General features: G+C 62.7%; 18 protein-coding genes. 7 read left to right on the forward strand and 11 right to left on the reverse strand.

Annotated elements, in window-relative coordinates:
* Positions 1-27: 27 nt before the first annotated feature.
* From EV686_RS00940 to EV686_RS00950, 3 genes are read left to right on the forward strand one after another with little or no spacing between them, the layout of a single operon-like run.
* Positions 28-1,044: a LysR substrate-binding domain-containing protein gene (locus tag EV686_RS00940; protein WP_132472543.1), complete on the forward strand. Its 1,017-nt coding sequence runs from the start codon at positions 28-30 to the stop codon at positions 1,042-1,044.
* 52 nt (positions 1,045-1,096) lie between these two features.
* Complete coding sequence (locus EV686_RS00945) at positions 1,097-1,900, forward strand: aspartate dehydrogenase (RefSeq protein WP_132472545.1); 804 nt, start codon at positions 1,097-1,099, stop codon at positions 1,898-1,900.
* 47 nt (positions 1,901-1,947) lie between these two features.
* Positions 1,948-2,733 (forward strand): SDR family oxidoreductase, encoded by a 786-nt coding sequence (locus tag EV686_RS00950; RefSeq protein ID WP_132472547.1) that lies wholly within the window; start codon positions 1,948-1,950, stop codon positions 2,731-2,733.
* 70 nt (positions 2,734-2,803) lie between these two features.
* On the opposite strand, the gene EV686_RS00955 is transcribed toward EV686_RS00950, so the two are convergent.
* The 3 genes from EV686_RS00955 to uvrA form a co-directional block, all read right to left on the reverse strand.
* Positions 2,804-3,796: a Bug family tripartite tricarboxylate transporter substrate binding protein gene (locus EV686_RS00955; protein WP_132472549.1), complete on the reverse strand. Its 993-nt coding sequence runs from the start codon at positions 3,794-3,796 to the stop codon at positions 2,804-2,806.
* A gap of 101 nt (positions 3,797-3,897) precedes the next feature.
* Positions 3,898-4,572 carry an RraA family protein gene (locus EV686_RS00960; RefSeq protein WP_132472551.1) on the reverse strand — a complete coding sequence of 225 codons (675 nt, stop codon included), beginning with the start codon at positions 4,570-4,572 and terminating at the stop codon, positions 3,898-3,900.
* A gap of 188 nt (positions 4,573-4,760) precedes the next feature.
* Complete coding sequence (gene uvrA, locus EV686_RS00965) at positions 4,761-7,610, reverse strand: excinuclease ABC subunit UvrA (protein WP_132472553.1); 2,850 nt, start codon at positions 7,608-7,610, stop codon at positions 4,761-4,763.
* A gap of 149 nt (positions 7,611-7,759) precedes the next feature.
* On the opposite strand from uvrA, the gene EV686_RS00970 reads away from it, so the two are divergent.
* A complete protein-coding gene (locus EV686_RS00970) occupies positions 7,760-8,977 on the forward strand; it encodes an MFS transporter (RefSeq protein ID WP_132472555.1) in 1,218 nt (405 codons plus the stop codon).
* Between the two features lie 95 nt (positions 8,978-9,072).
* A complete protein-coding gene (gene ssb / locus EV686_RS00975; RefSeq protein WP_132472557.1) occupies positions 9,073-9,579 on the forward strand; it encodes a single-stranded DNA-binding protein in 507 nt (168 codons plus the stop codon).
* Positions 9,580-9,672: 93 nt separating this feature from the next.
* Here the strand turns inward: ssb and EV686_RS00980 are convergent, their stop codons facing one another.
* From EV686_RS00980 to EV686_RS00995, 4 genes are all read right to left on the reverse strand, one after another.
* Positions 9,673-10,482, reverse strand: coding sequence for a family 1 encapsulin nanocompartment shell protein (locus EV686_RS00980; RefSeq protein ID WP_132472559.1), 810 nt, complete (start codon positions 10,480-10,482; stop codon positions 9,673-9,675).
* On the reverse strand, positions 10,463-11,503 hold the full coding sequence (locus EV686_RS00985) for a Dyp-type peroxidase (protein WP_132472562.1): 1,041 nt from the start codon (positions 11,501-11,503) through the stop codon (positions 10,463-10,465). The genes EV686_RS00980 and EV686_RS00985 overlap by 20 nt, the downstream gene beginning before the upstream one ends.
* Before the next feature lie 74 nt (positions 11,504-11,577).
* Complete coding sequence (locus EV686_RS00990; protein WP_132472564.1) at positions 11,578-12,501, reverse strand: MurR/RpiR family transcriptional regulator; 924 nt, start codon at positions 12,499-12,501, stop codon at positions 11,578-11,580.
* A gap of 212 nt (positions 12,502-12,713) precedes the next feature.
* Positions 12,714-13,694 (reverse strand): Bug family tripartite tricarboxylate transporter substrate binding protein, encoded by a 981-nt coding sequence (locus EV686_RS00995; RefSeq protein ID WP_132472566.1) that lies wholly within the window; start codon positions 13,692-13,694, stop codon positions 12,714-12,716.
* A 233-nt stretch (positions 13,695-13,927) separates the two neighbouring features.
* Between EV686_RS00995 and EV686_RS01000 the strand changes: the two genes are divergently transcribed.
* The gene (locus EV686_RS01000; RefSeq protein WP_132472568.1) at positions 13,928-15,034 is read left to right on the forward strand and encodes an alanine racemase; all 1,107 of its coding nucleotides are present in this window, start codon (positions 13,928-13,930) and stop codon (positions 15,032-15,034) included.
* Between the two features lie 13 nt (positions 15,035-15,047).
* Entirely contained in the window at positions 15,048-16,499 is a 1,452-nt protein-coding gene (locus EV686_RS01005) for an N-acyl-D-amino-acid deacylase family protein (protein WP_132472570.1), read from the forward strand.
* 13 nt (positions 16,500-16,512) lie between these two features.
* On the opposite strand, the gene EV686_RS01010 is transcribed toward EV686_RS01005, so the two are convergent.
* From EV686_RS01010 to EV686_RS01025, 4 genes are all read right to left on the reverse strand, one after another.
* Positions 16,513-17,283 carry an RES family NAD+ phosphorylase gene (locus EV686_RS01010; protein WP_132472572.1) on the reverse strand — a complete coding sequence of 257 codons (771 nt, stop codon included), beginning with the start codon at positions 17,281-17,283 and terminating at the stop codon, positions 16,513-16,515.
* On the reverse strand, positions 17,280-17,651 hold the full coding sequence (locus EV686_RS01015) for an MbcA/ParS/Xre antitoxin family protein (RefSeq protein WP_132472574.1): 372 nt from the start codon (positions 17,649-17,651) through the stop codon (positions 17,280-17,282). The genes EV686_RS01010 and EV686_RS01015 overlap by 4 nt, the downstream gene beginning before the upstream one ends.
* A gap of 76 nt (positions 17,652-17,727) precedes the next feature.
* The gene (locus EV686_RS01020; RefSeq protein ID WP_132472576.1) at positions 17,728-18,924 is read right to left on the reverse strand and encodes a CaiB/BaiF CoA transferase family protein; all 1,197 of its coding nucleotides are present in this window, start codon (positions 18,922-18,924) and stop codon (positions 17,728-17,730) included.
* A gap of 75 nt (positions 18,925-18,999) precedes the next feature.
* Entirely contained in the window at positions 19,000-19,284 is a 285-nt protein-coding gene (locus EV686_RS01025) for an Rdx family protein (RefSeq protein ID WP_132472578.1), read from the reverse strand.
* Positions 19,285-19,355 lie beyond the last annotated feature (71 nt).

The raw sequence follows: 19,355 nt of genomic DNA on the forward strand, positions 1-19,355 counted from the left end.
TGCGGAACTTGCAGGAGGCATGAATCAATGAAACGGTATCTACCGCCGCTGGTGGCCATACGCGCCTTTGAGGCAGCGGCGCGGCATCGTTCCTTCACGTTGGCTGCGCAGGAGCTGTGCGTGACGCAGGGAGCCGTCAGCCTTCAGGTAAGGAAGCTGGAGGGCTTCCTGGAAAAGCCGCTGTTTTTGCGCCAGACGCGCAAGGTGGCGTTGACGGATGACGGCATGCTGTACTACGAGGTTTGCCGCCGCCTGCTGGAGGACCTGGAGAAGGCCACCGAGCGCATCGTCAACCAGGGGCGTCACGAAGTACTGATCCTCAGCAGCATTCCTACGCTCAGCATGCTCTGGCTGATGCCGCGACTGGATGCGTTTACGGCCCTGCATCCGACGATCGAGGTGCGTGTCGTGTCCGATATCCGCCCAGTCGACATGCAGGCCCAGGGTATCGACGTGGCCTTGCGCGTCGGCGCTTTTCCGGGCCGGCAGTATCCTCCGCATGCTCCGGCGATCGATCTCGTGATGCTGGAGCGCTGGGACGACATACAGGCCGATCTGATATTTCCCGATGTCATGGTGCCGGTCGCATCCAAGGCCTGGGTGCGGCAGCATGGCAAGGTGAGGTCCGTTGCCGAATTCGCGCATCGGGAACTCGTGCATACAGCATCGCGGCCGAATGCCTGGCGCGATTGGCTGGCTGCGTACGGTATCGAGCTGGATCCTGCCGCGCCCAGGGCGGAATTCGGGCATTTCTACTTTGCCCTGCGCGCCGCGCACGAGCAGCGAGGTATCGCACTGGTGCCCGATGTCCTGCTGGACGGCTATCCGGGCCGTAATGAGCTGCAGGTCCTGCTGCCCGATATCGAACCCGTCGCCAGCGCCGGCGCTTATTACTTCCTCACCAGCAGGGCGTCGGCGCAACGGCCATCCATGCGATTGTTCCGCGAGTGGATACTGGAGCAGGCGGCTTTGTCGCCTGGCATTAGCCAGGCTAATGCCACTGCGCACAACAAATCGTTTGTCGGGACTGCCGCAGCTTCCTAGTATGCTGGTACCGGGCAATTCCGCCCGCTACCAGATAACGAAGGACAGCTGCATGAGTACGATACGTGTCGGCATTGCCGGAATGGGCGCCATAGGCAGATCGCTGGCGCAGGCATTGGATAAGGGCGTTCATGGCCTGGAGCTTGCCGCGGTAGGGGTGCGCAATCCGGACGGGCCGCTGCCCATATCATTGGCGCATGCCAATCCGGCCGTCGTTGCCATCGATGCGCTTGAGCCCTTGTGCGATATCGTGGTGGAATGCGCTCCCGCCGCGTTATTGCCTGTGATAGCAAGAGATGTGCTCAAGGCGGGCAAGAAAGTCGTGGTGCTCAGCAGTGGCGCTATCCTCTCCCATCCGGAATTGATCGATCTGGCCTCCGAGCATGGCGGACAGATTCTCGTGCCGTCCGGCGCCATCCTGGGCCTGGATGCATTGACGGCAGCTGCGGAAGGGGAGATCCATTCCGTGCGCATGATTACGCGCAAGCCCGTACGCGGCCTGCTGGGCGCTCCGTACCTGGAACAGAACAATATCGATATTTCGGGAATCACTGAAGCGACGATGATCTTCAGGGGAACGCCGCGCGAAGCGGCGATTGGATTTCCGGCCAACCTGAATGTGGCTGTCAGCCTGTCGATGGCGGGCATAGGGCCGGATCGGACCACGCTGGAAATCTGGGCCGATCCGGCGCTGACGCGCAATGTGCACAGGATAGAGGTCGATTCCGATTCGGCCGTCCTGTCGATGGAAATCCAGAATATCCCGTCGGAGAACCCCAAGACCGGCCGCATCACGGCGCAGAGTGTCATTGCATTGCTGCGCAAGATGCGGGCTCCGCTGTGCGTGGGCACCTGAGATTTCATGTGTGAAGACACACCCGGCAAGAAACAGGAGGAAGAAAGATGGACTTTGGCTTGGAAGGCAGGATTGCCCTGGTACATGGGGCGGGCGGCGGATTGGGCGGCGCGGTGGCGTTGGCGCTGGCACGCGAAGGCGCGACGGTTGTGGCGTGCGATATCGATGCGTCCAGCCTGGAGGCGACCAAGGCGGCCATTGCGCGGGAGGGCGGCCGCGTCGTCTGCAGAACATGGGATCTGGCGAAGGTGGACCAGTTCCGGGAATGGCATGGGGAGCTGGTGCGTGAACTCGGACCGGTGGACATCCTGTTCAACAATACGGGAGGGCCCCCGCCCGGTACGGTGCAAGGAGTGGACCGGAAGCTGTGGGAGTCGCATTTCACATCGATGGTAATGTCGGTCATCGGCATGACGGACCTGGTGCTGCCATCGATGAAGGAGCGCGGCTGGGGGCGCATCATCACCAGCGCTTCTTCTGGCGTTGTCGCGCCGATTCCCAGTCTGGGCCTGTCGAATGCATTGCGCAGCACGCTGGCAGGCTGGTCCAAGACCCTGGCGCGCGAAGTCGGCGGCGACGGCATTACCAGCAACCTGATCATTCCCGGCCGTATCGCCACACGCCGCATCGTTGCCCTGGACAAAGCGCGCGCGGAGCGGGAGAGCCGCAGCTACGAAAGCGTCGTACAGGAGAGTACGAGTTCGATCCCCGTGAAGCGATATGGCGAGCCGCAGGAATACGGCGCCGTGGCGGCATTCCTGGCAAGTCGCCAGGCGTCCTACATTACCGGAAGCATCGTGCGCGTGGACGGCGGGCTGATCGCTTCGGTGTAGCGCTCGAAAAGCGGAAAAGCTCCATTACAGGCAAGCTGTAATGGAGCTTTGTTTTTGGCCGGCAGGCCTTCTATTCGACGGTAATGCCGGCGTCCCTGATGACATCCCCCCAGAGCCTGGTTTCCGTCCCGACGAATTGCTCGAATGCCTGGCGATCTCCCGTATAGACATCGATGCCACGCGAAGCGAAATCCTGTTTCAGTGCGTCGCTTTGCAAGGTCTTCTGCAAGGCTGCCGACATCTTGCCGGCGATGTCCTGCGCCAGCCCTTTTGGCGCAAACAGCCCGAACCATGTCGTGGCCTCGTAGTCCTGGATACCCAGTTCCTGGAAGGTCGGGACATCCGGCAATGTGGGGGAGCGTTGGGCGCTGGTCACGCCAAGCGCAACGACCCGGCCGGACTGGATGTGGCTCAATGCCGTAGGCAGGGGTTCGAGCATCAGTTCGATCTGCTTGCCGATAAGGTCCGTCATGGCGGGCGCGCCGCCCCGGTAGGGCACATGGATCCACTTGGCGCCGGTCTTGAGCTTCAGCAGCTCGGTCTGCACATGATGGCTCGTACCCGCGCCTGCGGAGCCATAGTGCAGCGTGGCGGGCTTTTCCTTGTCGTGCCTGATCAGGTCGTCCAGGCTTTTCCAGGGAGTATCCGCCGCCGCGACCGCCACGCTGGCAACCGATGCAATGCCTCCGATCGCAGTGAGATCCGTCTCCGGCTTGTAGGCGGCGTCACGGTACAGCTGCGGCGCTACGGCAATGGTGCTGGCCGCCCCCAGCAGGAAGGTGTAGCCGTCGGCAGGGCTCTGGACCGCGGCCAGCGTGCCGATGGTGCCTCCCGCGCCCGGACGGTTTTCCACGACGATACCGGTATTCATCGTGGTGCCAAGGTGGTTCAGCGCAATGCGGGCCACGGTATCGTTGATGCCTCCGGCGGGGAAGGGAACGATGACGCGCACGGGGCGTTCGGGCCAGGCGTCAGTGGCGGCATGCGCCGACATGCCGACGAGCATGAGAGGAAGGGAAAAAGCGAGACACTGCCATGTTCTGCGAATCTTCTTGGTGGACATTTTATGCTCCGTTAGTAGCTGGGACTGAATCGGACTGCATGTTTGCCTGAGGCAGCTGGCAAGGGACGGTGTCGCCTCATCCCTTGCGGGCGGGACTGGTTTCAAACGTGGCCGAATTGCTCCAGGGCCTGGGCGAGCGTCATGCCTTTCTGCAGGCTGGCGCGTATCTCCATTTCTTTCCGGGTCAGGGCCTCAGAACGCTCCAGCACTTCCTGGACGATGGCCTGGGGGATGACGATGGCGCCATCGTCGTCGCCAAGAATGAAGTCTCCGGGATTGACGACGACGCGGCGGCCGGTTGCGCCTTCCATATAGACAGGCACGTTCCAGGCGTTGACCTTCCAGCGTCCGATGGACTGTACCGGCGTCTTGAAGCGGCCGAACACGGGGAAGTCCAGCTTGCCGATCCAGCGCGTATCGCGCAATCCGCCATCGACGATGGCGCCGACGCTGCCGCGCTCCTGCATGCCGATAGTGATGAGCTCGCCGAAATAGCAGATGCCGTCGCCGTCGCCGGACCAGACGGACACATCTCCCGCCCGCAGGCCCTGGCAGGCTTTCATCTTGTCTGCGTCGCCTCCCAGGGGGAAGGGGGTCATCTGGCCACGGATGGTATAGGCCCAGCCTGCCAGGCGCTGGCTGCCTGTCTGTTGCTGGAACTGAGCGGCAAGGCCCTGGTCGGGATAGCCCATTTCGTCCAGCACATCAGCGACGTTGGAGGTATCGACTTCCAGAAATCGTCGACGGATCGATTCCCGCAGTTCTTGATCGTTCATTGTGCAACCCTAAACGTGAATGATGGAGTCTCCGGCCGCAGGAGGCGGGCCGGCCACGCTGCGCCGGCGCTGGAAGCGCTGGGCCGCATGGTCGATTCATGTTAAGTAGTGCAGCTTATTGCGACAAACGATTAATACTGTCGTAGTGGATGAGTTGCGCTAATCGTAGCCTTGGGCAAGGGCAGCCGTCAGGCGTTGTCGAGCAGCGGCTTCAGATAGCGCCCCGTATGGCTTTCCGGGTTGTCGGCGATATCCCGCGGCCGGCCCTGCGCCACGATGCGTCCGCCGCCCTTGCCGCCTTCCGGACCCATGTCCACGATCCAGTCGGCGGTCTTGATGACATCCAGGTTGTGCTCGATGACGACGACCGTGTTGCCGGCTGCGACCAGCTTGCGCAGCACTTCCAGCAGCAGCGCGATGTCCTGGAAATGCAGGCCGGTGGTGGGCTCGTCCAGGATGTACAGGGTGCGGCCCGTGCTGCGCTTGGACAGCTCCAGCGACAGCTTCACGCGCTGCGCCTCGCCGCCCGACAGCGTGGTGGCGCTTTGCCCCAGCCGCAGATAGGACAGCCCCACGTCCATCAGTGTCTGCAGCTTGCGCGATATGACGGGCACCGCCTCGAAATAAGGCATGGCCTGCGCCACGGTCAGATCCAGTACTTCGCTGATGTTGTGGCCGCGATAGCGGATGTCCAGCGTCTCGCGGTTGTAGCGCTTGCCGTGGCACACGTCGCAGGGCACGTACATGTCGGGCAGGAAGTGCATTTCCACCTTGACCACGCCATCGCCCTGGCAGGCCTCGCAGCGGCCGCCCTTGACATTGAACGAGAAGCGGCCGGGGTCGTATCCGCGCGTGCGCGCTTCGGGCACGCCGGCGAACAGTTCGCGTATGGGAGCAAACAACCCCGTATAGGTGGCTGGGTTGCTGCGCGGCGTCCGGCCGATGGGGCTCTGGTCCACAGTGATGACTTTATCGAAATGCTCCAGCCCTTCGATGCGGTCGAATGGCGCGGGCTCCGTCTGCGCGCGGTTCAGGTCTCGCGCGGCGATTGCGGCCAGGGTGTCGTTGATGAGCGTGGATTTGCCGGAGCCCGATACGCCGCTGACGCAGACGAAGCTGCCGGTGGGAATGGCGAGATTCACCGATTGCAGGTTATTGCCGCGACAGCCCTCCAGGCGCAGCCAGGGCGTATCCCCGGTGATGGGGGCGGGCTGGGGGATGGAGATTTTCAGGGCGCCGCTCAGGTACTTGCCGGTGAGCGAGTCTGGATTGTCCTGCAGGCTGGCGGGATCCCCTTGCGCGGTGATCCGTCCACCGCTTTCGCCAGCGCCCGGCCCCATGTCCACAACGTAGTCGGCGGCGCGGATCATGTCTTCGTCGTGCTCCACGACGATCACGCTGTTGCCCAGGTCGCGCAGGTGTTGCAGCGTCTGGATCAGGCGATGGTTGTCGCGCTGGTGCAGGCCGATGGAAGGTTCGTCCAGCACATACATGACGCCGGTCAGTCCCGAGCCGATCTGGCTGGCCAGGCGGATGCGCTGGGCTTCTCCGCCGGAAATAGTATCGGCGCTGCGGTCCAGCGACAGGTAGTTCAGGCCGACATTGTTCAGGAACTGCAGGCGGGACTCGATTTCGCGGATGATGCGTTCCGCGATGTCTTTCTTCGCACCGCTCAGCTCGAGCTGCTGGAACCATGCCAGGCAATCGGACAGCGCCAGCGCTTCCACGGCATAGATGGGCAGTCCCAGGCGCTCGCCTTCGCCCCGGTCGTTGCCGATCAGGACATTGCGGGCTTCCCTGCGCAGGCGCGAGCCCTGGCAGTCCGGGCAGACCTGGGTGGCTCGGTATTTGGACAGCTCTTCGCGCACCGCGCTGGAGTCCGTTTCGCGCCAGCGCCGTTCCAGATTGGGCAGTATGCCCTCGAAGGCATGCGTCTTGACGGTGGTCCGGCCTTTCTCGCCCAAGTACAGAAAAGAAATCTTCTCTTCGCCCGAGCCATGCAGCAGGATGTTGCGCACCGGTTCCGGCAACTGCTCGAACGGGGTCTCGAGGTCGAACTGGTAATGCGCGGCCAGGCTGGACAGCAGCGTGTGGGCGAATGCGTTGCGCCGGTCCCAGCCGGGAATGGCGCCGGAGGCCAGGCTGATCTCCGGAAAGGCCACGACCCGCCTGGGGTCGAAGAAATCCACATGTCCCAGGCCGTCGCAGGAGGGGCAGGCGCCGGCCGGATTGTTGAAGCTGAACAGGCGCGGCTCCAGCTCTGCCAGGCTGTAGCTGCAGACCGGACAGGCGTAGTGGCTGGAGAAGACCTGCTCTTCCTCCGTGTCCATGTTCAGCGCCAGGGCGCGGCCATCGGCCAGGCGCAGCGCGGTCTCGAAGCTTTCGGCCAGGCGCTGGCGGTTGTCCTGGCGGATGCGCAGCCGGTCGATCACGACATCGATATCGTGGCGTCCCGACTTGGGCAGGGCCTCGACGGCATCGATATCCAGCATTTCTCCATTGATGCGCACGCGCACGAAGCCTTGCGCCTGCAGGCTGACGAGCTCGTCCTCGAACGTGCCTTTGCGCGCGCGCGCCACTGGCGCCAGGATGGCCATGCGGGTGCTGTCCTCCCAGGACAGCACTTTGTCCACCATCTGCGCCACACTCTGCGCCTGCAGCGGCAGGCCGTGCTCAGGGCAGTAGGGCGTGCCGACGCGGGCGTACAGCAGCCGCAGGTAGTCGTGGATCTCGGTGATGGTGCCGACCGTGGAGCGCGGGTTGTGCCCGGCGGATTTCTGCTCGATGGAAATGGCGGGCGACAGGCCTTCGATCAGATCGACATCGGGCTTGTCCATCAGTTGCAGGAACTGGCGGGCGTAGGCCGACAGGCTTTCCACATAGCGGCGCTGGCCTTCGGCATACAGCGTATCGAAGGCCAGGGAGGATTTCCCGGAGCCCGACAGCCCGGTCACCACCACCAGCTTGTGGCGAGGCAGGTCGACCGAGATGTTCTTCAGGTTATGCGTGCGGGCACCACGGATTCGTATGGCTTGCATCAGGGAATTGGTCTGTTTCCGGAGGTTAACTTGTTACTATAACGCGCAGTCATCCGTCGCGCGAATCCCCATGAGGCAATCAGTGCTTTCCCGGGCGGCGTTCCTGCTGTTTCAGTAATATCAGTCATACGAATCCGAGCGTTCTCCCTATGTCCCATTCTTCCGTACCCGCAGGCAGAAAACCTCGCGCCAAGCTGCGCCTGACACCTGTCGAGCGCAAGGCCAGCATCGCGCTTGCCCTGCTGTTCGCCGTGCGCATGCTGGGCCTGTTCCTGCTGACGCCCGTGTTCGCCGTGGCCGCGCAGGCGCTGGCGGGCGGCAGCAACGCGGCAAAGGTAGGCATCGCGCTGGGCGCCTACGGGCTGACGCAGGCCATCATGCAGATTCCGCTGGGCATGGCGTCCGACCGCTTCGGGCGCAGGCCCGTCATCGTGGGCGGCCTGCTGCTGTTCATCGCCGGCGGCGTGGTCTGTGCGCTGACCGACGACATCAACGGCGTGATCATCGGACGCACCATGCAGGGGCTGGGCGCCATCTCCGCCGCCATCACGGCCTGGGTGGCGGATGTCACCCGGCCGGAGGTCCGCACCAGGGCCATGGCCATGGTGGGCGGGTCGATCGGCGTGTCGTTCGCCATTTCCCTGGTGGCGTCGCCGCTGCTGGTGGGCAGCTACGGCCTGTCTGGCCTGTTCTGGGTCATCAGCGCGCTCGGACTGCTTTGCCTGCTCATTGCGCTGTTCGTGGTGCCGGACGCTCCCCAGGGGCCGGTGGCCGCCATGCAGGCCCGTCCCCGCGAGGTGCTGGGGCATGCGGGGCTGCTGCGGCTGAATTTCGGCGTGTTCTGTCTGCATTTCATCCTGATGTCGATCTTCATCGTGGCGCCCGCCATGCTGATGCGCCTGGGCGGCTATGCGTCGGACAGCCTCTGGGAAATCTACCTGCCCATCATCCTGCTGTCGTTCGTGCTGATGGTGCCGGCGGTGTTCTATACCGAAACCCGGCATATCCACCATACTTCGCTGCAGGTGGCGGTCGCCGGGCTGGTGGTGGTGCTGGCGCTCATGCCGCTGGCCAGCCAGAGTTTCGCCGCCGTCGCCGTGCTGCTGGTGGGTTTTTTCATTTCGTTCAACATACTCGAGGCCTTGCAGCCTTCGCTGGTGTCGCGCACGTCGCCGTCCGATCTCAAGGGGCTGGCCCTGGGGGTCTACAACACGGCGCAGTCGCTGGGCGTATTCGCCGGCGGAGCGGTAGGGGGCATGCTGGCCGCCTACGCCAGCATGCAGACGGTATTCCTGGCCTCGTCCGCGCTGGCATTCTGCTGGTTCCTGGTGGCCCGGGCGGGAAGGCAGGACAATGTATCCGCCTGAGACAGAAACATCCCCGGTGCGTACAGCGGACGGCGGCGTCTGTTAGCATATCGCCTTATCGAATATCCTCAAGAATTGGTTAAAGGGGCTCCGTCATGGCATCCGTAAACAAAGTCATCCTCGTTGGTAATCTGGGCCGTGATCCCGAAGTGCGCTACAGCCCGGACGGCGCGGCCATCTGCAACGTTTCCATCGCCACTACCAGCGCCTGGAAGGACCGCAATTCCGGCGAGCGCCGAGAAGAAACCGAATGGCACCGCGTGGTGTTCTACAACCGCCTGGCCGAAATCGCCGGCGAATACCTGCGCAAGGGCCGCTCGGTCTACGTCGAGGGCCGGCTGAAGACCCGCAAGTGGCAGGACAAGGACACCGGCCAGGACCGCTACGCCACCGAAATCGTGGCGGACCAGATGCAGATGCTGGGCGGCCGCGAGGGCGGCGGCGAAGGTGGCAGCGGCAGCAGCTACGGCGGCACGGAATACGGCGGCGCGCCGGCTCCGCAATCCCGTCCGCAGCAGCAGCCCGCGCAGCCGCGCCCGGCGGCGCCGCAGGCGCCCGCGGCGGCGAATCTGGCTGATATGGACGACGATATTCCGTTCTAAGGTGCGCTTCCGTCGGTTTTACCGAAAAAAGGGCCAAGTGATTGTGTCTCACTTGGCCCTTTTTATACGCGAACCGGCAAGCCGGTGCCTGTATTATTTCCCCGCTGACGGCATCAGCGCCACGGCGGCTTCGGGAGACAGCAGGCGGAAGGTGAAGCTTTCCTGCAGGTACAGGTTCACGACGCTGTCTGTGTGCGACTGGTAGCCGATCGATATGTCCTGCCCCAGATGCAGCGAGAAGTCTCCGCCGCGGGTGCTGAGCAGCACGCCGCCTTCGATGCCGGGCGCCCAGACGATGTCGCCGTCCAGCAGAGGACGGATATGCTTTAACAGCGGATAGCCGTCGTCGGAAGCGCCGCTGACGGCGGCAAAGGCCTTCTCTCCGAGCACCAGGATATAAGGACCGTTGACGCCAGCCAGGCGAAGCTGGCTCAGCGCTTGCGCCACGACGGCGGGATAGCGGGTGATATCGGACGGCAGCGTCGTCGCCGGATTGTCAGAGCCTGGGCGCATGCCCTGGATGCCGGCTGCGGCGTAGCCGTCGAACACGGCCCGGTCTTCCGCGTAGGCGATCTTGCGCGCGGCATCTTTCAGCGGTTGCAGGTCAGGGTCATCGGAGCCGCGCTCGACATCGTCGAGCGTCCGGCGCGACAGCTCGAATGGCACGCGCAATTCCACCAATGCCTGAACCTGATGCTGCCCGGCGCGGATGCCGTCATCCGGAGCCTGGATGTCGTTGAGATGGCCGGTACCGATGGCGGCAAGAGCCGCCCCTTGAGGGTCGGCGACATCCACGACTCGCCGGGCCGCGAGGTAGCGCTTGAGCGTGCGGGAGGCCTCTTCCTCGATCTGCTCCCAGGCGGCATCTGATATCGGAGCAAGTTTACGATGCAGGTTGTTCATGCGAGGGTTCTCCTTTGAGTGAGCCGATGCCCAGTGAACTATCGGTCACACTGTTGCCCGGTGAGGTTTCAATGAGGGATTGCGGCGTGCTGATTTCCGGTACATTGTCCAGGAAATCGACCGAGGGGACGAAGAACAGCGAGCCCGTGACGGCGCGGCTGAAGTCCAGCAATCGGTCGTAGTTGCCTGGCGGGCGGCCGATGAACATGTTCTCCAGCATCTGCTCGATACGGCTCGGGGACTTGGCATAGCCGATGAAGTAAGTGCCGAATTCGCCCTTGCCAATGTCGCCGAAGGGCATGTTGCTGCGTACGATGTCCAGCTCTTCGCCGTCTTCCTCGATCACGGTCAGCGCGTTATGCGCCCAGGTCGGCTTTACGTCGTCGTCCAGTTCGATGTTGGTCTGCTTGCTGCGGCCGATGATTTTTTCCTGCATTTCGACGGGCAGCCTGTTCCAGCCGGCCATGTCGTGCAGGTACTTCTGCACGATCACGTAGCTGCCGCCGGCGAAATCGTCGTCTTCGTCACCGATGACGGTGGCGTCGACCGCTTCCCCGCCAGTGGGGTTTTCGGTGCCGTCTACGAAGCCCAGCAGATCACGGTTGTCGAAATACTGGAATCCATGCACTTCATCCACAACGGCAACCGCCTCGCCCAGACGCGACGTGATCTGTGCGGCCAGCTCGAAGCACAGATCCATGCGCGTGGCGCGGATGTGCAGCAGGATGTCGCCTGGCGTGGATACGGCGTGGTGTACGCCTTGAATTTCCTTGAAGGGGTGCAGTTCCTTGGGCTTGGGCGATCCGAACAGGCGATCCCAGGCCTCGGAGCCGATTCCCAGGATACAGGACAGGCGTCCATCGAGATCACGAAAGCCGACAGAACGCAGCAGTCCCGACAGATCCGCGCAGAAGTCGCGCACGGCATCCAGGGGAGCGGCTCCGGGATTGATGGTCAGAACCAGATACATCGCCGCTTGCGTCAGCGATGAATCGACAGGTTGGTGCGTTGCAGATGGCAAAACTTTCTCCTTCCAGGCTCAGGGAGTCCAAGCAGACAGTTTACCCCCGTGATGATGATGTCGCGAGGAGGGCATTATGTCGCGTCTTGCGAACTGCCATCCGGTTCGTTCCGGCTGTCGATCGCGTTTACGTATGCGGAGCTGTCGAATCCATACTCGTGCATCAACCGCTTGAATCGCTGCAGATCGTGCACGGCGACGGGCCCCAGTTTCTGCGCCAGGCGCACCATCAGGATCTCGATGAGAACGAGATGGGCGAGATAGGTTTCGGTCCCTACCGAGCGCAGAGGATCTTGCGGAGGCGATACGGCCAGCACCAAGTCCGAGATTTCGGCAAGCGGCGTTCCGGGCTGGGTCAGGGCAATGACCGTCGCTCCATGGGCGCGCGCATAGCGTGCGGCATCGAGTGTGTATGGCATGCGCCCGAGATGCGAGATAATGAATGCGATTCCCTTGGGGCCGAGCGTGCTGGCCGATACCAACTGCTGGTTGGCATCGAAGATCGAGTTCGAAGGTACGCGCAATCGAAATAGCCGGCTTTGCAATTCGTTGGCAATGAAGGTTGAGGACGCCCCGACCGAATAGCAGTCAATGCGCTCTGCGGCCGCCATGCGGTCTGTGACCTTGTCGATTATCTCCGCGTCCATGTTCTGGACCAGTTCCCGTAGCGATGAAATTGCGCTGTAAATGACTTTGCTGGCGACGTCCGAGGTGCTGTCCGTGGCGAGTACGCTGCGGTGCAGGTGCGACCCGCTGGCTGCATAGCTTTGCGCCAGGGCGACCATGAAATCGCGTACCGACATGTAGCCGAAGCTGCGGCAGGTCCGGACGATCGTTGGCATCGAGACGCCGGCTTTTTTGGCCAGTTCCTCGACAGTGGCGACGGCTGCTGCCTGGGGATCGGACAAAATGACGCGAGCCACGAGACCCTGGGAAGGGGATAGGCTGGGCAAGCGTTCCTGGAGTTCCTGCAGGAGATTGTTTGTGCTGATTGGCATGATGAAAACGGGCGCTGGCCATGCCAGCCCCCGCAAGGTTTCGCCGATGCAGCCGGATGTTCAGCCTCCGCGCATGCGGCATGGCGTAAATATCCAACTATAGCAGGCACGTTGCCGTTGAGCCGCTCGGATCGAAAGCCGCCTCATCTGCCTTCAAGCCTGTTGTGGCCGCAACCGATCGGCGCATCATCGCTGTGTCGCAAACAAGCTGATCAGTCGAGTTTTGGAATGTTGGCGGATTCGATGAGGTCGCGATACTTGATCTGCTCGTTGCGGATCAGCGTGCGGAAGTCCGCCGGTGTGCCGGGAGCGGCGACAGCTCCAAGCTTGCTCATGGTTTCTCGCGCGGAATCCGTACGCAAGGCATTGTTCAGCGCTGCATTGAGCTTGTCGATGATGGGCTGAGGGGTCCCCTTGGGAACGACGATCCCTCCCCAGGACACATTTTCATAGCCCTTGATTCCGGATTCGTCGAAGGTGGGGATATCCGGAAAAAGTGGAACACGCTTCAAGGCGGTTATCGCCAGGGCGCGCAGCTTTCCGGTTTCAACCAGCGGCATCACCACGGAGGAGTTGTTCACGCTGTATTCGATACGGCCTCCGACCAGATCCTGCAGGGATTGCGGGTCGCCCTGGTACGGCACAAATTGCACGTCGAGACCCGCCATGACCCTGAGCTGTTCGCCGCCAATATGGCCGCTGGTGCCTATGCCCGAAGCGCCATATGAGAATTTCCCGGGGTTGTCCTTGATGAGTTTCAGCAGATCGGCCGCTGTTTTTGCGGGATGATCGGCGCGCACGGCAAGTACGTTGTAAAGATTGAACATCATGCCGACAGGCTCGAAATCCTCATTGGGATCGTATGGCAGTTGCTTGAACAGCGACGGATTCACGCTCAGTGTGTTGACGTTGGCGTAACCCAATGTGTAGCCGTCGGGCTTCTGGCGCTTGAGTACTGTCGTGGCAATGGTTCCGCCTGCGCCGGGCCGGTTCTCGATTACGAATGAGGCATCCAGTTCTTTGGCCAATTCGTTGAAGACGATGCGGGTGAGCACATCGGCCGAACCGCCGGCCGCATAAGGCATGATCACGGTAACGGGCTTGTCTGGCCATGAGTCGGCGGGACTGGCCGCTTGCACAGGCAAGGCAATACAGCCAACCAGGGAAGCAATAGCTAGCAAAGATCTTTTCATGTTGCTTGTCTCCGTTATGTAATAAAATTACTTATCAGAATAAAATAGCATCACTCGATTTGGTATTTTTTTACAAATTAATGGAAATTAAAGGGATTTTTAGGCATGATACGGATATCGATAGCGCGAAACCTCAAATTGTTGTGTAATGATATTACTTGATCTGGTGTTTTTATGCCCGTACAAACCCTAGGACACACTTTCATCACCTGCAAGCCTGCCGTCTGGATATCATGATTACCACCTTGTCCTCTTCGCATAGGGCGGATGCCCTGGAGCAGCGCGACTGTCCGCCCGCAAGCGCCGCTACGCCGTGTTTCGTCGTCTTTGAAGGCGCCGTGCTGCATAACCTTCGGATGACAGCCGACCGCTGCGGCGGCATTGGGCGCCTGATGCCGCACGTCAAAACGCACAGGGCCGGCTGGATCGTTTCCCGGCTGGTCGAAGAGGGCGTAGCGGCGTTCAAGGTCGCTACCGTCGCAGAGGCGAGCATGGTCCTGGCGGCCGGCGCCTCCAGAGTGCTGTGGGCCTATCCCACCGTAAATGCACGGCATCTTGCCTCTTTTCTCGGGCTGGCCCGACAGCACCCGCAGGCATCGCTGGGGGCTCTCGTCGATTCCAGGCAGGGCCTGGATGCATGGAGGTCTGCGGTACAGCCGGGATTCTGGCCGGACAACCTGCATCTGCACATCGACCTTGATCCAGGGCTGGGTCGTACGGGCGCGCCCATCGAGGCAGAGACGCTGGAGCTGGCGCTGGGCGCGCACGAGCTGGGATCCTTTGGCGGATGGCATGTCTATGACGGACATATCCACGATCGTGATATCAAGCTGCGCCGCAGCCAGGTAGCTGCGCTTGCCGATCGGCTGCGTCCTCTCGTGGCACGGGGCGCCGCCGCCGGCCTTGCTTCTGAGGTAATTGCAGGCACCAGCTACAGTTTCGATCTCTGGCCAGGGGATCTGGCGACCTATGTCGGACCCGGCAGCTGGGCCTACTCCAGTTCCCAGCATGACGCCGATTTGCCGCATCTGCAATGGAAGCCTGCGGCTTTCGTGCTTGCGACAGTCATTTCACGGCATGGCTCGCGCATTACGCTCGATGCGGGATCAAAGGCCATTGCTCCGGACAAGCCAATGGCCGACCGCTTTCGCTGGGACAGCCCGATCGTGCTGATGAATGAAGAGCATGTCGTGGTCGACGCCGGCGGCCTGGATGTCGGCGATCGCGTGATGCTGCTGCCTCGGCATGCCTGTACAACTGCCTATCTTTACAGCGAGGCGCTTGTACGGACAGAGGGCGGAGGCTGGGAAATCCGCGAACAACTGGGCAGCACGCGCTGAGAAAGGAGCAAGCATGTTCGATTTGATTTTCAAGCACGGAACCGTCATCGATGGCACCGGCGCGCCACGCCGGGACGCGGACGTCGGTATCGTGGGGCAGCGTATCGAGGCCATCGGCGATCTGTCCGGCGAGCCGGCGCGCCAGGTGATCGACGTCACCGGCCTGATTGTAGCGCCGGGCTTCATCGATGCGCATGCCCATGATGACAGGATGCTGCTGTCCAGCCCCGACATGAGCCCCAAGATATCCCAGGGAGTGACGACAGTGGTGGCCGGCAACTGCGGCATATCCCTGGCGCCTATGCCAAGAGGCGTACCGCAGCCGGTCACGCCGCCGCTGGACCTGCTCGACCGCAGCGGCGACTGGTTTCAGTATCCATCGTTCGCCGGTTATCTCGATGCGCTGCGTCGACAGCCGCCAGCCACCAACTTTGCCGCGCTCGTTGGGCATACGACTCTGCGTGTGGCGACTATGGAGGATCTTGGCATGCCTGCGTCCGATGCCGAGATCACGCGTATGCGGGAGCTTGCCGCGCAGGCGCTGCAGGCTGGAGCCATCGGCGTTTCGACAGGGCTGGCCTACACCACGGCCATGCCGGCCACCACGGAAGAGGTGATTCGCGTGTGCGAGGACCTGCGCGAATACGGCGGCATCTATTGCACTCATATGCGTGACGAGTCGGAAGGCATCATGGACGCCATGGACGAGACGTTCGAAATCGGACGCCGGCTGGGCGTGCCGGTCGTGATCTCGCATCACAAGCTGAGCGGCGCGCGCAATTTCGGCCGTTCTCGCGAAACACTGCCCTACATCGAGCAGGCCATGAGCCAGCAGCCCGTCTGCCTGGACTGCTACCCCTACCATGCGGGCTCGACCGTGCTGGAGGTTTGGCGCGCGCGCCGTTGCGAGCGCATCATTGTCACGTGGTCCACGCCTTACCCGGAGTTCGCGGGATATGATCTCGACGATATCGCGGAAGCCCTTGGCGTCGATCGTTATGAGGCGACGGCACGCTTGATGCCAGCTGGGGCAATCTATTTTTCCATGGATGAGCAAGATGTGGAGCGCATCCTGGCGTTTCCTCCTTCCATGATCGGCTCGGATGGCCTGCCTCACGATAATCAGCCTCATCCTCGGCTGTGGGGGGCGTTTCCAAGGGTGCTGGGCCATTATGCGCGCGGCAAGGGGCTGTTTCCGCTGGAAACCGCGGTCCACAAGATGACCGGGCTGACAGCAGGCAATTTCGGCTTCGAAGATCGGGGAGTGATCGCGCCGGGAACATACGCGGACATTACGGTCTTTGACGCGCTCACGATTGACCCCGGGTTCGGGTACAGCGAGCCGATGCAGCCGGCGCGCGGCATCGTCCATGTCATGGTCAATGGCGCGCTTGCGTGGACGGATGGCGCGTCAACCGGCGTATACAGCGGCCGACAGGTGCGTCGCAGCGTTATGCGTGAGTGATGGAGCCGGAGTATCACGCCGGCAGCGGCAACTTCCCATCCACCAGGAAAGTCGGTAACGGGAAGGCCAGCGTTTCCTTGTCTCCGAAGCGCCGGAACTGCACGGTATCCGCCGTGATTTCACACAGCCACTGGTGCATGGCAGACGGTTTCTTGTTGCGCAGCGCGCGGGGCGTGAACAGCCCTACGCAGATGCCCTGGCCGGGATCGCGGGCGGAGCGGTATTCGAAGGCTTCGACCTCTGCGGCGCGCATGGCCGATCCCAGTTGCTGCGTGGGAGCATATGCCTGCGGATGCCGCAGAAGGTTCTCATGGGCCTGGAACGGAGGTTCCTGCAGCCGGATGCCGCGCGCGCAACGATAGCCGGCGGAAAACAGGGTGTGCTCCGAGCGCAGGTGGTCCTTGATCGGCTCGCCCTGCATCGAATACCAGAATACGAAACGGTAGTAGGCTGCTTCCGCCAGTGTGGTGGCAATGGCGCAGCCGCCATAGAAAATGCCGGATTCGTGCGTGCGCCCAAAGCGGGATCCCCATGCCAGCGGAGGATAGCGGAAGGGCGTCTTGAGCAGGTAGTGCAGGCCTTCGACAGGCAAGGGATGATCCGGCTTGACCTGTTCCAGCAGGTCTTCGAGCAACGCCTGTTCTTCCAGGGTGTCGACGTAATGCAGCGTGGCCACCTGTTCCTGGCTTTCCACCAGGCGGTACAGGGTGCCGGACAACGGCTGGATGTATTGCCCGCCCTGGCAGCGTTCCCAGATATCGGAGCCGGCGGGCGCCGCGATCATACCTTGCCCCGGATGCCGTCGACGAACTGCAGCACGCGCATCAGGCCCTGGATGCTGGTGATCTGCTGCGCGGGCACGCCTCCGGTGACCTGGTTGGGGGAATGCATGAAGTGGCGGATCCAGTCCTGGTCGCCGCCGGTCAGGGCGAACAGGGCGCGCGCCAGGCGGATCAGCAACAACGCCAGTTCTCCGGGCTTGGATTCGGGGTCGAGCGATGGGGCGTTCTTCAGGCGGCTGATGGCGGTGCGATGCACGCCCAGCACCGCAGCCAGATCGGCCTGTTTCAGCCCCAACTGCGACCCGGCGCGCAGTATGGCCTTGGCCAGTACGGCATCTGGAGCAGGCGTGGGTTTCAGGCGAGCTGTCATGGCGATGATGGCAATGATGTTCCTATTGCACAAATCATATATGATTTGTGCAATAGGAACAAGGGCTTCCCCCGAATCAGGCGATCACGCCCTTCTCACGCAAGGTGCGGATGGTGGCTTCATCCAGCCCGGCATCCTTCAGGACCTGGTCGGTATGTTCGCCGAGCAGCGGGGCGCGCGCCTGGATCGCGCCAGGGGTTTCCGACAGCAGGGGTGCCACGTTCGGCATCTCCACGTCGATGCCGCTGGCCGCGCGCAGGGTCGCGATGGCGTTGCGCGCGCGGTAGTGCTCGTCATTGGCGATGTCGCGCACGGAGTAGATGCGGCCGGCGGGGACATTGGCGTCTTTCATGGCCGGAAGGATCTCGTCTGGCGTGCGCTGCTGCGTCCATAGTCCGATGGCATCGTCCAGTTCCTGGGCGCGCGCGGCGCGTCCGTCGTTCTGCGCAAGGCCGGGGTCCTCCGCCAGGTCAGGGCGGCCGATGCTGTGCATCAGACGCTGGAAGATGCCGTCGCCATTGCCCGAGATCAGGACGTACTCCCCGGTGGCGCAGCGGTAGGCATTGGATGGTGCGATGCCGGGCAGCGCTGCGCCGGCGGGTTCGCGCACGGCGCCGAAGACGGAGTATTCCGGCAGCAGGCTTTCGGTCAGGTTGAAGATGCTTTCGAACAGGGATACGTCGATCACCTGGCCTTTACCGCCCCTGGCGTCGCGCTCGTAAAGCGCCAGCAGGACGCCCAGGGCGCCATGCAGCCCGGCCAGCGTGTCGCCCAGGGACAGCCCGGCGCGCACGGGAGCGCGGCCCGGCTCGCCGTTCAGGTAGCGCAGCCCGCTCATGGCTTCCGCAATGGCGGCGAAGCCCGGTTCCTGGCTGCGCGGACCGGTCTGGCCGTAGCCGGAAACGCGCACCATGATCAGGCCCGGATTCAGGGCATGCAGTTCCTCCGGGGAAAGCCCCCACTTTTCCATGGTGCCGGGACGGAAATTCTCGATCAGCATATCGGCCTGGGCGGCCAGCGTGCGCACCATGTCCTGCCCCTCTTTCTGGCGCAGGTCGATGCAGATGGACTGCTTGCCGCGCGATTGCGCCTCCCACCAGACCGACGTGCCTTCGTGCAGCATGCGCCATTTGCGCAAGGGGTCGCCGTTGACTGGCGGTTCGACCTTGATGATGGTGGCGCCGAAGTCCGCCAGTGTCTTGGCGGCGAACGGGCCGGCGATCAACTGGCCCAGTTCGAGAACCTTGATGCCGGAAAGGACCTGGCGTGCCATGCATGCTCCTGTATAGCGGTTGCGGCGCGCCGCCTCATGGCGCGCGCACTTGTGGGTCTATGGACGACGGACTGCTCAGCGGTCGATATGCCCCAGGGAGCGGTCGGGGAAGATGATATCGCGTACGCGCTGCTTCAGGGTCTTGGCGTCGGGAAATCCGCCATCGATTGCGCGATCCCAGATCAGGGTGTCGTTGCAGTGGATGCGGAAGACGCCTCCGGTGCCTGGCGCGAGCGTGACGCCGCCCAGGTCGGTGGAGAACGTCGAGAGCAGTTCCTGGGCCATCCATGCTGCGCGCAGCAGCCACTGGCATTGGCTGCAATAGTGGATGGTGATGATGGGGGCTGCGGGTTCCGTCATGATGTCGCCTCTATGCGGGAGTGGTCCGTGGCGGTGTTCGCCACGATTTTAGCGCCGCGGCCGTCCCGGAG

The sequence above is a fragment of the Paracandidimonas soli genome (assembly GCF_004342005.1).
Lineage (GTDB): Bacteria > Pseudomonadota > Gammaproteobacteria > Burkholderiales > Burkholderiaceae_B > Paracandidimonas > Paracandidimonas soli.